The organism is Acidovorax sp. NN32 (assembly GCF_057597245.1).
Map to the genome: position 1 here is coordinate 419,435 of NZ_CP199679.1, position 13,198 is coordinate 432,632.

Genomic DNA, 13,198 nt, shown 5'->3' on the forward strand with positions numbered 1-13,198 from the left:
AGGGTGCAATGCCTACGCTTGCACCATGTCCTGCCAACAAGGCGTGGGACATGACTCCGATTGAACCCACTTAACAAGGATGACCATGAAAAAATTCGCCACATTGGCTGTGCTTGCAGCCATCAGCGCAACCTCTTATGCACAATCGTCTGTCACGCTGTTTGGCGTGGCAGACGTGGCGGTTCAGGTGGGCCGCGGCAGTGAGACGAACCGGACCAGCGTGGGCAGCGGTGGTCTGGCTTCCAACCGCCTCGGTTTCCGAGGTATTGAAGATCTTGGTGGTGGCATGAAGGCTGGCTTCTGGCTGGAAGCTGGGTACAACCTGGACGACGGTACAGGCGTCGGCAACACCTTCAACTTCAACCGTCGCTCGACCATCAGCCTGATGGATGACCTCTGGGGCGAAGTTCGCCTGGGCCGTGATTTCACTGCGACCTACAACAACATCTATGACGCATTCGGCGACAACGGCGTCGGCGCTCTTCTGAAGACGACTTCGCTGGGCAGCAACTACGGCTACGCCATGCAGACGCGTACCAGCAATTCCGTGTCGTACTTCACGCCCAGGAATCTGGGTGGGTTCTTTGGCCAGGTGCAGTACTACCGTGGCGAGGCCGCCAATGGCTCCAATGACGGCAATGGTTATGGGTTGCGCGCTGGCTATGAAAACGGCCCCCTCAATGTGGGCGTGAGCTACGGCTCGGTGTCCAGCCTTGGTGCGTATGGCGACGTGACGAATGCCAACATCGGAGGTTCTTACGATTTCGGTGTGGCCAAGCTGCTGGTTGAAGCTGGGCAGGATGAGTCCAAGGCCCGCGACGAGAAGGCTCGCCACTACATGATCGGCGCGACGGCTCCCGTGGGCAGCGTTGGTCTGGTCCGCGCTTCGTGGTCCCGCGTCAGCGTTCAGGACACCAATGTGCAGGCGAACAAGTTTGCCGTGGGGTACGTGCACAACCTGTCCAAGCGCACTGCCCTGTACACCACCTTCGCGTACCTGAAGAACAAGAACGGTTCTGCGCTTGCACTGAACGGTGCCAAGACCAGTGCAGGTGACAACTCCAAGGGCCTGGACTTCGGCCTGCGCCACACGTTCTAAGACCCCAGGCGGTCTTCCTCTTGCCCATTGCGATGGGCAATTGTCTCCAAGGTAAACGATTGGCCCGCATCCCCCAGGGGATGCGGGCTTTTTTGCATGGGTCGCGGGCAGGCCAGGCGGTTCATTACAGAGATGTCATGTGCGCGCAATCCCGCTGTCAGGCGTGCGTTTCTATTCTTCAAACCTGTCCAAAGCAGGGGGTGTTTGCCAGTTTGCGTGCCAAAAGCCGCTTTGGTGTGCCGCCCCCGCAACACGTTGAAGAGAGCCAAGCATGCGCCGACAAGACATTCAATTGCTGACCCTGGCCCGCCAGGGCGATCCCGCCGCCCGCAGCAAAGCGGGCCGACGTTATTTGGTGGGGGGCGATGGCTTCCCGCGCCATGTGGCCACGGGGATCGAGTACCTCTCACACCCCAGCGTCCGTGAGCTGCCAGAAACCGCGTGTGCCATTGCAGAGAGTTTGCCGCTGCAGGATTTGCTGGACCTGAAACAGGAAGATGCATTGCACAAGGCTGCCGCTGCGGGAAGCCCCTTGGCGCAGTTCAAGCTGGGCGTGTGGATGGCGTTGACGCGCAGCTCCGTCACGGCGGGGCAGTCGTGGCTGGAGACCGCCGCTGCAGCCGGGCACGTCGAGGCCTGCCAGGTCATGGCGGCCGTGGAGGGTGCACGCTCGGACCGCGCCCTCGAGGCGATGGTGGAATCGATCCAATCCAGCGCCGCAGTGGACGTGGTGCAGGTCGCGGTGATCGCTGCGCGCCAGGCGCGTGAAGAAGGGGGACTGGACCAGCTGGTCGATTGCCTGCGGGTGGCGCTGATGGTGGCGCCGCGCTTGACACACGCCCTGTCGGACCTGGTCGTGGCGGCGGTCTTGTGGGCCGAGCGCGAGAAACACTCCTTGCGCGGGCTGGCACCTGACCAGATTGAGGCCAGTCTGGAGCTGGCTGTCGTACGCGGGGATCGGGACGCTGCGTGCCTGCTGGGCCGTGCGCGTTGCGGAATTGACAGCGGCACGCTGGCGCCAGCGCGGCTGGCCACGTCGCTGAACCTGCGCAAAGGCGTGGCCTTGTTGTTGCGCGCTGCGGACGCGGGCCGGGACGACGCATGGCTTGCCCTGTACGCGACGCATGCAGACCATCGCTCGTCGGTATCCAACCCGCAGATGGCCCGCTTCTTCCTGGAGAAAGCGGCAATGGCCGGGCAGTCCGAGGCGCAGCGCAAGCTGGGGGCTTTGATACTGCGCGCGTCGAACTCGGTGGTGGAGTCGGAGCAGGCCATTGCGTGGCTGCATGCCGCTGCCAACCAGGGCGATGCGCACGCGCAGCGCCTGTTGGGCTCACTGGTGCTGCCGCTGCAGGGGAGTGAATCCGTGGCGCGCGAGGCGATTGAGCAAGTGCGTCAAGCCGATCCCTGGCTGGCCGTGCGGCTGACGCTGGCGCGCGACTTCGGTTTGACCAAGCTGGAAGCCTTGAGTGTCGACCCCGTCGAGGGCCGTCGGCCATGGGGTTTGCTGGTGGGGCAAAACCCGTTTATCGCGCAGGCCCGTTTGTCCGCACCGCGTGCCGTGCCGGCATTGACGCCCCTGGCGCTGCAGAACCTGGCGCGCGCGGCAGCATTGTTCGAACAATCGCGCGGTGACGGCAATGCCTTTGAGGGGGATCTGCGCCGCCGCTCGGTGCGCCAGCGGCGGGTATTTGAACGCCTCCATTTGTCCGAAGACCTCTTTTTTGCCACCGCTTCCTCGCGCAGGCTGGAGGCCTTCCGTCTGGGGCCGAAATGGGCTTTTCGCGCACGACAACCACTGGCCTTGGCGTTGGCGGGTTGACGGCTGCGTGGACTCTGGTGCGAAGAATGTCTGACTGGGAGAGCTTCGTCAGCTGAGTGCCTTCGCGAGCACGGTCACCTCGTCCTCGCCAGATACCGCTTGCGCCAGAACAGCATCACCAGCGACAGTGCGATGAAGACCATCGAGCCCAACGCCCACCAGAACCCATCGGCCTTGTGGATGAGCGGCAAGAACTCGAAGTTCATGCCGAAGATGCCCGCTATCAGATTGAGCGGCAGGAACACGGCGGTGAGCGCCGTGAGCGTGCGCATGATGTCGTTGGTGCGGTTGCTCTGCACGCTGAAATGCATCTGCACGGCGGTTTCGGTGCTCTGCTCCAGCCGCCGCACGTGGTGCACCACGCGCTCGATGTGCTCCAGCACGTCCCGGCTGCGCACCTTGAGCAGGTCCAGCTCGCGCAGGCCAGCCGGGGTGTCGGGCAAGGCCCAGGTTTCCAGCGCATCGATCCAGTCCTGCACGGCGGTGCGCTGGTCTTCGCAGATCTCGTCGAGCTTGTGCAGGGCCAGCCGTGCTTCCAGCAGCGAACTCCAGTTCACATACCGCGCCCGGGGCTTGAGCAGCTCGTTTTGCCAGTGGTCGAGCTGGCGCGTGAGTTCGCGGCGCAGGTCCAGATAGCGGTCCACCATCATGTTCACCACGCGCAGCATCAGGTCGGCCGGGCTGGCGGGCACGCGGGCGCCGGGCACGGGGCTGCTGCGGCCTTCGGTGCCGTTGCTGGTGGGTAGCGATGCCAGCAGACGGGCCGCATAGGCGTCGCGCACTGCGCAGTCTGCGGGGTGTACGGTCAGCAGCAGCTGGTCGAACACCGCAAACCCCACCGGGCTGGTGTCGATGCGGCGCAGCACCGGTGGGCCGCTGCGTTTGAGTGGGCTGGCGGGGCTGTCACCTTCCACGGGCGAGTCGACGGTGTCGCCCTGCGCGGTGGCCAGGCGGCGAAACACCAGCAGGTCATATTGCGAGGTGTAGTCGTAGTGCGAGGGCAGCTGCGCGTTGAGCAGGTCGGACACGTGCAGGTCCACCAGCTGCAGCCCCACCAGGGTTTGCAGGCGTGCCTGGATCTCGGCCAGCCGCGCCTGGAAGGCGGGGCGCCCGCAGGCGATCCAAACAAAACCCTGGGCGGGCATCTGAGCGGGCAACGCGGTCAGCTCCTGCACGCCGCCGTTGTGGATGTGGAAGATGCGCATGAACCCGGTTTTGAATGAAAAGTGCCTCTAGCGCTTGTCCATAAAGCGCTAGTAGCTATTATTTTGTTAGCAAGCGAGCCGCGTCGCGCGCAAAGTAGGTCAGCACGCCGTCGGCGCCCGCCCGCTTGAAGGCCAGCAGGCTTTCCATCATCACGGCGTCGTGGTCCAGCCAGCCGTTGGCGGCAGCGGCCTTGATCATGGCGTACTCGCCGCTCACCTGGTAGGCAAAGGTGGGCACGTGGAACTCGTCCTTCACGCGGCGCACGATGTCCAGGTACGGCATGCCGGGCTTGACCATCACCATGTCCGCGCCTTCGGCGATGTCGATGGCCACCTCGCGCAGGGCTTCGTCGCTGTTGCCGGGGTCCATCTGGTAAACATTCTTGTCGGCCTTGCCCAGGGCGCCACGCGTGCCCACGGCGTCGCGAAAGGGGCCGTAGAAGGCGCTGGCGTACTTGGCACTGTAGGCCATGATGCGGGTGTGGATATGGCCCTGCACCTCCAGCGCCTCGCGGATGGCGCCGATGCGCCCGTCCATCATGTCGCTTGGCGCGACGATGTCCACACCCGCCTCGGCGTGCGTGAGCGCCTGGCCGGTGAGGATCTCCACCGTCTCGTCATTGATGATGTAGCCGGTCTCGTCCAGCACGCCGTCCTGGCCGTGGCTGGTGTACGGGTCCAGTGCCACATCGGTCATCACGCCCAGGCCGGGGAATTCCTTCTTCAGCGCCCGCACCACGCGCGGGATCAGGCCGTCGGGGTTCAGGGCCTCTTTGCCGTCGGGCGTCTTGAGCGACGGGTCGATCGCCGGGAAAAGCGCCAGAACCGGAATGCCCAGCTTCACGCAGTCTTCGGCCACGGGCAGCAGCAGGTCCAGGCTCAGGCGGTCCACGCCGGGCATGGAGGTCACGGCCTCGCGGCGCTGGCTGCCTTCATGCACAAACACGGGGTAGATCAGGTCGTGCGGCGTCACAGCGTTTTCGCGCACCAGGTTGCGGGTAAAAGCATCGCGGCGCAGGCGGCGCGGGCGGTTCTGGGGGAAGGGGGCGGGGCTTTGGAAGTGCATCGCGAGATTATCTCCCTGAGCCGCTGCGCGGCTCCCTCGGGGGACGCACCCCCTGGACCGGCGAAGCTGGATCCACGGGTGCACTGGCATGGGGCGCGCCGGTTTCAAACACCATTGCGACGCCTTCTCACCTTGGAAATGCCGCTTGTAACACCCGATGCCCGGTGCTAAATTGGCGCCGGGCGGCTTGCCGCCCCCCGCTTTCCCTCCCTGAGCGGGGCCTCGGGTTGCAGCGATGCAAAACAGGCTTTCCCGGCCCGGCGGATTTGCCGGGCTTTTTTTTGGTGCGGCCTCGGGTGGCCCGCACGGGCCCTTAAACTGCCTCCATGCTCTGGGTCAAAGCCTTTCACATCGTCTTCGTGGCCAGCTGGTTTGCGGGCCTTTTCTATCTGCCGCGCATCTTCGTCAATCTGGCGATGGTGGCGCCGGGCTCGGCCGCCGAGCGCGACCGCCTGCTGCTCATGGCACGCAAGCTTTTGCGCTTTACCACGCTGCTGGCCGTGCCTGCGCTGGCGCTGGGCCTGTGGCTGTGGATGGGTTACGGCATCGGCTGGGGCCCCGGCAATGGCTGGATGCACGCCAAGCTTGCGGTGGTGCTGCTGGTGATCGGCTACCACCACGCCTGCAGCGTGGTGCTGCGCAAGCTGGCCGACGGCACCAGCCGCAGGAGTCATGTGTGGTTCCGCTGGTTCAACGAGGCTCCCGTGCTGATGCTGGTGGCCGCCGTGGTGCTGGTGGTGGTCAAGCCGTTCTAGGCTCGCACGCAGGTGCCCAAGACCTCCGCCTGGCCTCTCGCGCTGATCTATACAGCGCTCATCGTCTTTGCCAGCCTGTTCCCGTTTGACGGCTGGCGCGCCCAGGGCATTGACCCCCTGGTCTTCCTGCTGGCGCCGCTGCCCCCGCCGTACTGGACGGGTTTTGACATCGCCACCAATGTGGTGGGGTATGCCCCGCTGGGTTTTCTGCTGGTGCTGGCCATGCTGCGCTCGGGCTGGGGGCGGGGCGCGGTGCTGCTGGCCACGCTGGTGGGCATGCTGCTGTCACTGGTCATGGAGTTCCTGCAGATCTACCTGCCCCGGCGTGTGCCCTCCAATCTGGACTTGCTGCTCAACGCGGCGGGCACCCTGGCGGGGGCGCTGAGCGCCGCGCTGCTGGAGCGCCTGGGCGCCATCGACCGCTGGAGCGATTTCAAGGGCCGCTGGTTTGTGCAGGACGCCAGCGGCGCCATCGTGCTGCTGGCGCTGTGGCCGCTGGCGCTGCTGTTCCCGGCGGCGGTGCCGTTCGGGCTGGGGCAGGTGCTGGAGCGGCTGGAAGCGGCGCTCATCGAGGTGCTGGCCGACACCCCGTTTCTGGAGTGGCTGCCGCTGCGCGAGGCTGCGCTCGACCCGCTCTCGCCCAGTGGGGAGCTGCTGTGCGTGACGCTGGGCCTGCTGGCCCCGTGCCTGCTGGGCTACTGCGTGATCCGCCATGTGGGGCGACGGGCGCTGTTTGCCCTGGGTGTGGTGGCCGTGGGCGTCACGCTCACTGCGCTGTCGGCCGCCCTGAGCTGGGGCCCCGTGCATGCCTGGGAATGGATGGGCCTGCCCACGCGCGTGGGCGTGTGGGGCGCGCTGGCGCTGGCGGTGATGCTGCTGGCCTTGCCCCGGCGTGCCTGCGCTGCCGTGCTGCTGGTGGCCCTGGTCTGGCACCTGGCGCTGCTCAACCAGGCGCCCACCAGCGCCTACTTTGCGCAGACGCTGCAGATCTGGGAGCAGGGCCGGTTCATCCGCTTTTACGGCCTGGGCCAGTGGCTGGGGTGGCTGTGGCCCTACGCCACGCTGATCTACGTGGTGTTTCGGGTGTCGCGCAAGGAAGGCTCCTCCTGAGTCGCATTCAGCGCCGCGACGGCGTCACGGACGCGTGGGTTCGTAAAATGCAGCCATGAGCGACACCACCCCCGCACCGGCCGCAGTGCCCGGCTACTACCAGCGCCACATCTTTTTCTGCCTCAACGAACGCACCAACGGCGAGGACAGTTGCGCCCACCACAACGCCCAGGCGGGTTTTGACCGCTGCAAGGCCCAGGTGAAGGCGGCAGGCCTGGCGGGGGCCGGCAAGGTGCGCGTGAACAAGGCCGGCTGCCTGGACCGCTGCGCGGCGGGCCCCGTCGCGGTGGTCTACCCCGAGGGCACTTGGTACACCTATGTGGACGCGGCCGACATCGACGAGATCGTCGAATCGCACCTGAAAAACGGCCAGGTGGTGGAGCGCCTGGTCACACCGGCGGAACTTGGCCGCTGAATACGCCTCCATCCGTCTCGTTGTTTTTTCTTGAATGATTTTGGCTGCTAGCGCTTGTCCATCAGGCGCTAGCAGCTATTAAATTGGTAGTAAACCCGTGAATGCCCAGACCGAACGCCTGACCCTGTCCGGCCCCGCAGGCGCCATCGAGGCCGTGCGTGACGCTGCCGCGCTGGCCGACGGTGCTGCTGCGCCCCGTGGCGTGGCCATCATTGCCCACCCCCATCCGCTGTTTGGCGGCACCATGGACAACAAGGTGGTGCAGACGCTGGCGCGCGCCTTTGTGCAGTGTGGCTGGACAGCCGTGCGTTTCAATTTTCGCGGCGTGGGCGGCACCGAAGGCGTGTACGACGAAGGCCAGGGCGAGCTGCAGGACCTGCTGGCAGTGGTGGAGCAGGTGGCGCCCGTTGCCGCTGGTCAGCGGATTGCGCTGGCGGGATTCTCGTTTGGCGCATTTGTCACCAGCCATGCGCTGGCCGCCCTCTGGCCGCAGGGTCGCGTGGACCAGGCAGTGCTGGTGGGCACGGCAGCCAGCCGTTTTGCCGTTGCCCCGGTGCCGCCCGATGCCCATCTGCGCACCCTGGTCGTGCACGGCGAGCACGACGACACTGTGCCGCTGGCCGCTGTGATGGACTGGGCGCGGCCCCAGATACTGCCTGTCACAGTCATTCCCGCAGGGGGGCATTTCTTTCACGGACAATTGCCGCTTCTGAAAAATCTGGTGGTGCGCCACCTGCAATCGCGAGGCTGAGCCACTCAAGCCTGCGTCTGACTTTGGGTTGGCTTCAACCCGCCCCTCCTGGTCGCCTCCCAGCAGTTTCTGCTGTTTCTTTTTCCTCTTTTCCGAGCCTTTCCAGCCCCTTATTGCCCATGAAACGAATCCTGTCCGCGCTGCGATCCCTGGCCGTCTTTGCTGCCGTGGCCCCTGCCGCTTTCGGCGCCTATGCCCAGGCGCCCCAGCCTCCTGAAATTGCTGCGCGCACTTATATGCTGGTGGACGTCACGGCCAACCAGGTGCTGGCCGCCAAGGACATTGACGCGCCGGTGGAGCAGGCTTCGCTCACCAAACTCATGACGGGCTACCTGGTGTTTGACGCGCTGCGCGCCAAGAAGATAACGCTGGACCAGAAGTTGCCCGTGAGCGTGCGTGCCTGGAAGATGCCCGGCTCGCGCATGTTCATCGACCCCAAGATGCAGGTGCCGGTGGAAGACCTCATCAAGGGCATGATCGTCCAGTCCGGCAACGATGCCACGGTAGCGCTGGCCGAGGGCGTTGGCGGCACGTACGAAAACTTCGTCAAGCTCATGAACGACCAGGCCAAGGCCCTGGGCATGAGCGGCACCAGCTACAAGAACCCCGAAGGCCTGACCGAGCCCGGCCACCTCACCACGGCGCGCGACCTGTCCGTTCTCGCCACGCGCCTGATGAAGGATTTCCCGGAGTACATGCACTACTACTCCACCAAGCAGTACAGCTACCCCGGCACGCCTGCATCGAACGGCAGCAATCGCAATTCCCTGCTGTTCCGCGATCCGACCGTGGACGGCCTCAAGACCGGCCACACCGCAGCCGCAGGCTACTGCCTCGTGGCAACGTCCAAGCGTGAATTCCCCGGCGTGGGCCAGCGCCGCCTGCTGTCTATTGTGCTCGGTGCCGCCAGCGAAAATGCGCGCGCCAACGAAAGCCAGAAGTTGCTGAACTGGGGCTATACCGCGTTTGAAGCCGTCAAGCTGTTTGACGCCGGCAAGCCCGTCGCTACGCCCGCTGTCTGGAAGGGCACGGAAAACACCCTCAAGATCGGCCGCGATGAGGCCATCGTGGTGACCGTGCCCGCAGGCAGTGCAGGCAAGATCACCACCCAGATTGCGCGCCCCGACCCGCTGGTTGCTCCGTTCACCAAGGGGCAGTCTGTGGGCGCCCTGAAGGTACTCCTGGGCGAACAGGCTGTGGCGGAAGTGCCGCTGGTCGCGCTGGAAGGCGTGGAACAGGCAGGCATCCTGGGCCGTGCATGGGATGCCATCCGGCTCTGGATAAAGTAGCAGGAACATCCTCCTCAGGCGCTGCCGCGTTTTCACCCCTTTCCGAATGGCTGCGCCATTCAGAAAGGGGGGCACCGCCAGCGCGGCGGTTCTGGCTTGGCCGCGCGCTTTCGGCAGCTGTTGGTCTCCATCTTGAGCCTGGGTTTCCGAGGAAAACCGCGTAGCGCTTGCCCGTTCAGGGCCTTGCTGCTACATTAGAAGGCTTTTCGGAAATTCCGAAGGGTTTCACGTTTTCGTTTTTTACGTTTAGGGACGTATTCATGCCAACCATCAATCAACTAGTCCGTCAGGGGCGCGAGGTCGAAAAGATCAAGTCCAAGAGCCCTGCGATGGAAAACTCTCCCCAGCGCCGCGGCGTGTGCACCCGTGTGTACACCACGACGCCTAAGAAGCCTAACTCCGCTCTGCGTAAGGTTGCCAAGGTGCGCCTGACCAACGGTTTTGAGGTCATTTCCTACATCGGCGGTGAAGGCCACAACCTGCAAGAACACAGCGTGGTGCTGGTTCGTGGCGGTCGTGTCAAGGACTTGCCCGGTGTGCGTTACCACATCGTGCGTGGTTCGCTCGACTTGCAAGGCGTGAAAGACCGCAAGCAGTCGCGCTCCAAGTACGGTGCCAAGAAGCCCAAGGCCAAGTAAGCCCTGCGCTTTTGCACAAAAGAATTTTCGGTGCTGTCTCCCGCGTGGCGCGGTGAAGCAGCGTAGTGGCCCCAAACGCAGGTGTTCTGCGCGGGTCGAGTAAGTGGGAGTCCTTGATTGGCTCTCGCGGTGTCTGAAAAGATGCCAACTGAAGCAAAGATAGAGGTAAAAAATGCCACGTCGTCGCGAAGTCCCCAAACGTGAAATCCTGCCGGATCCCAAGTTCGGCAATGTAGAGCTGTCCAAATTCATGAACGTGATCATGGAAGGCGGCAAAAAGGCGGTTGCAGAGCGCATCATTTATGGCGCCCTGGAACTGATCGAGAAGAAGCACCCTGACAAGGACCCGCTGGAAGCCTTCACTGTTGCCATCAACAACGTGAAGCCCATGGTCGAAGTGAAGTCCCGCCGCGTGGGCGGTGCCAACTACCAGGTGCCTGTGGAAGTGCGCCCTGTCCGTCGTCTGGCTCTGTCCATGCGCTGGATTAAGGAGGCCGCCCGCAAGCGCGGTGAGAAGTCGATGGCCCAACGCCTGGCCAACGAACTGCTGGAAGCCACCGAAGGCCGTGGCGGCGCCATGAAGAAGCGTGACGAAGTGCACCGCATGGCCGAAGCCAACAAGGCATTCAGCCACTTCCGCTTCTAAATCGACGAACTGCCCTCGTCGCCAAGCGCAAGGCTGCCGGCAATTTTGCCTGCAGCCTTGTGGCGATTGAGGTGGTCACAAAATTGACGGGTCGCAGCGCCACAATGCTGGGCCCTTCCCCTGAATAACACGACCCATCCAAGGATCCACCATGGCTCGCAAGACTCCCATCGAGCGCTACCGCAATATCGGTATCTCGGCCCACATTGACGCTGGCAAGACCACGACCACCGAACGTATCCTGTTCTACACGGGCGTGAGCCACAAGATTGGCGAAGTGCACGACGGCGCTGCCACCATGGACTGGATGGAGCAGGAACAAGAGCGCGGCATCACGATCACCTCGGCTGCCACGACCTGCTTCTGGAAGGGCATGGACAACTCCTACGAGGAGCACCGCTTCAACATCATCGACACCCCCGGTCACGTGGACTTCACGATCGAAGTGGAACGTTCGATGCGCGTGCTCGACGGTGCCTGCATGGTGTACTGCGCCGTGGGTGGCGTGCAGCCCCAGTCGGAAACCGTCTGGCGCCAAGCCAACAAGTACAAGGTGCCTCGCCTGGCCTTCGTGAACAAGATGGACCGTACCGGTGCCAACTTCTTCAAGGTCTACGAGCAGATGAAGCTGCGCCTGAAGGCCAACCCTGTGCCCGTGGTGATCCCAATCGGCGCCGAAGACAAGTTCACCGGCGTGGTCGATCTGCTGAAGATGAAGGCCATTCTGTGGGATGAAGCCTCGCAGGGCATGAAGTTCACCTACGAAGAAATTCCAGCCGACCTGGTCGCATCTGCCAAGGAATGGCGCGAGAAGATGGTGGAAGCCGCTGCCGAAGCCTCCGAAGAGCTGATGAACAAGTACCTGGAAGAGGGCGACCTCTCCGAAGCTGAAATCAAGTTCGGCCTGCGTACGCGCACCATCGCCACGGAAATCCACCCGATGCTTTGCGGCACCGCGTTCAAGAACAAGGGTGTGCAGCGCATGCTGGACGCCGTGATCGACTACCTGCCGGCACCGACGGACATCCCTGACGTGACGGGTACCGATGAAGACGAAAACCCCGTCACCCGCAAGGCGGACGACAGCGAGAAGTTCTCGGCTCTGGCATTCAAGCTGATGACCGACCCGTTCGTGGGCCAGCTGACCTTCGTGCGTGTGTACTCCGGCGTTCTGAGCAAGGGCGATACCGTCTACAACCCCATCAAGGGCAAGAAGGAACGTATCGGCCGTATCGTGCAGATGCACGCCAACGAGCGCCAGGAAGTCGAAGAAATCCGTGCCGGCGACATCGCTGCCTGCGTGGGCCTGAAGGACGTGACGACCGGTGAAACGCTGAGCGACATCGACTCCCAGATCATTCTGGAGCGCATGGTGTTCCCTGAGCCTGTGATCACCCAGGCCGTGGAACCCAAGACCAAGGCCGACCAGGAAAAGATGGGCATCGCACTGCAGCGCTTGGCTGCAGAAGATCCATCCTTCCGCGTGAAGACCGACGAAGAATCGGGCCAGACGCTGATCGCCGGTATGGGCGAGTTGCACCTGGAAATCATCGTGGACCGCATGAAGCGTGAATTCGGCGTGGAAGCCAACGTGGGCAAGCCCCAGGTTGCCTACCGCGAAACCATCCGCAAGACGGTGGAAGAAGCCGAAGGCAAGTTCGTGCGCCAGTCCGGCGGTAAGGGCCAGTACGGCCACGTCGTGCTCAAGATCGAACCTAACGAAGCCGGCAAGGGCATCGAGTTCGTCGACGCGATCAAGGGTGGTGTGGTTCCTCGCGAATTCATCCCGGCCGTGGAAAAGGGTATCAACGAAGCCGTGACGCAAGGCGTGCTGGCTGGCTACCCCGTGGTGGACGTCAAGGTCACGCTGCACTTCGGTTCGTACCACGATGTGGACTCGAACGAACTGGCGTTCAAGATGGCTGCCATCTTCGGCTTCAAGGAAGGCTGCCGCAAGGCCGGCCCGGTCATTCTGGAGCCCATGATGGCTGTGGAAGTGGAAACGCCGGAAGACTACGCTGGTACCGTGATGGGTGACCTGTCCTCCCGCCGTGGCATGGTCCAGGGCATGGACGACATCCCGGGCGGTGGCAAGGCCATCCGCGCTGAAGTGCCGCTGTCCGAAATGTTCGGCTACTCGACCTCGCTGCGCTCCGCGACGCAAGGCCGCGCTACGTACTCGATGGAATTCAAGCACTACAGCGAAGCACCGCGCAATGTGTCTGAAGCCATCATGGCTGCACGCGCCAAGTAAGCGCGTCGAGTGAAAGGTCTGCCCTGGGCAGGTCTTTCCTCTTTGTTTTTGAGTCAGATTGGCTGCTAGCGCTTCTCTATAAAGCGCTAGCAGCTATTAAAACAGTAGCAAAATTCTTGCAATCTGCGACCCGGTGCCGTCCTGTTGC

The 13,198-nt window shown here is 63.5% G+C and carries 12 protein-coding genes; 10 read left to right on the forward strand and 2 right to left on the reverse strand.

The features are described from left to right. The first annotated feature begins 85 nt into the window (after positions 1 to 85). Together ACT89O_RS01950 and ACT89O_RS01955 are read left to right on the forward strand one after the other, a co-directional pair. Entirely contained in the window at positions 86 to 1,099 is a 1,014-nt protein-coding gene (locus ACT89O_RS01950) for a porin (protein WP_057228604.1), read from the forward strand. Between the two features lie 271 nt (positions 1,100 to 1,370). After that, the gene (locus ACT89O_RS01955; protein WP_218301220.1) at positions 1,371 to 2,921 is read left to right on the forward strand and encodes a tetratricopeptide repeat protein; all 1,551 of its coding nucleotides are present in this window, start codon (positions 1,371 to 1,373) and stop codon (positions 2,919 to 2,921) included. A gap of 74 nt (positions 2,922 to 2,995) precedes the next feature. Here the strand turns inward: ACT89O_RS01955 and ACT89O_RS01960 are convergent, their stop codons facing one another. Both ACT89O_RS01960 and hemB read right to left on the reverse strand, forming a co-directional pair. Then, the gene (locus tag ACT89O_RS01960; protein WP_121421994.1) at positions 2,996 to 4,126 is read right to left on the reverse strand and encodes a magnesium transporter CorA family protein; all 1,131 of its coding nucleotides are present in this window, start codon (positions 4,124 to 4,126) and stop codon (positions 2,996 to 2,998) included. 58 nt (positions 4,127 to 4,184) lie between these two features. Then, the gene (gene hemB / locus ACT89O_RS01965; RefSeq protein ID WP_487261679.1) at positions 4,185 to 5,192 is read right to left on the reverse strand and encodes a porphobilinogen synthase; all 1,008 of its coding nucleotides are present in this window, start codon (positions 5,190 to 5,192) and stop codon (positions 4,185 to 4,187) included. Between the two features lie 326 nt (positions 5,193 to 5,518). Here hemB and ACT89O_RS01970 point away from each other — a divergent pair, with 326 nt between their 5' ends. The 8 genes from ACT89O_RS01970 to fusA all read left to right on the forward strand — a co-directional run bounded on the left by ACT89O_RS01970 (position 5,519) and on the right by fusA (position 13,050). Beyond that, entirely contained in the window at positions 5,519 to 5,947 is a 429-nt protein-coding gene (locus ACT89O_RS01970) for a CopD family protein (RefSeq protein ID WP_121507830.1), read from the forward strand. A 12-nt stretch (positions 5,948 to 5,959) separates the two neighbouring features. After that, entirely contained in the window at positions 5,960 to 7,057 is a 1,098-nt protein-coding gene (locus ACT89O_RS01975; protein WP_228897630.1) for a VanZ family protein, read from the forward strand. 55 nt (positions 7,058 to 7,112) lie between these two features. After that, positions 7,113 to 7,472, forward strand: a complete 360-nt coding sequence (locus tag ACT89O_RS01980; protein ID WP_121507828.1) for a (2Fe-2S) ferredoxin domain-containing protein — start codon at positions 7,113 to 7,115, stop codon at positions 7,470 to 7,472. Between the two features lie 97 nt (positions 7,473 to 7,569). Beyond that, positions 7,570 to 8,223 carry an alpha/beta hydrolase gene (locus ACT89O_RS01985; protein WP_121507827.1) on the forward strand — a complete coding sequence of 218 codons (654 nt, stop codon included), beginning with the start codon at positions 7,570 to 7,572 and terminating at the stop codon, positions 8,221 to 8,223. A gap of 119 nt (positions 8,224 to 8,342) precedes the next feature. After that, the gene (locus ACT89O_RS01990) at positions 8,343 to 9,512 is read left to right on the forward strand and encodes a D-alanyl-D-alanine carboxypeptidase family protein (RefSeq protein WP_121507826.1); all 1,170 of its coding nucleotides are present in this window, start codon (positions 8,343 to 8,345) and stop codon (positions 9,510 to 9,512) included. A 260-nt stretch (positions 9,513 to 9,772) separates the two neighbouring features. Continuing rightward, positions 9,773 to 10,150 (forward strand): 30S ribosomal protein S12, encoded by a 378-nt coding sequence (gene rpsL / locus ACT89O_RS01995; protein ID WP_007851137.1) that lies wholly within the window; start codon positions 9,773 to 9,775, stop codon positions 10,148 to 10,150. 172 nt (positions 10,151 to 10,322) lie between these two features. Further along, positions 10,323 to 10,796 (forward strand): 30S ribosomal protein S7, encoded by a 474-nt coding sequence (gene rpsG / locus ACT89O_RS02000; protein ID WP_005798541.1) that lies wholly within the window; start codon positions 10,323 to 10,325, stop codon positions 10,794 to 10,796. A 151-nt stretch (positions 10,797 to 10,947) separates the two neighbouring features. Next, a complete protein-coding gene (gene fusA, locus ACT89O_RS02005; protein ID WP_055401687.1) occupies positions 10,948 to 13,050 on the forward strand; it encodes an elongation factor G in 2,103 nt (700 codons plus the stop codon). Positions 13,051 to 13,198: the final 148 nt, after the last annotated feature.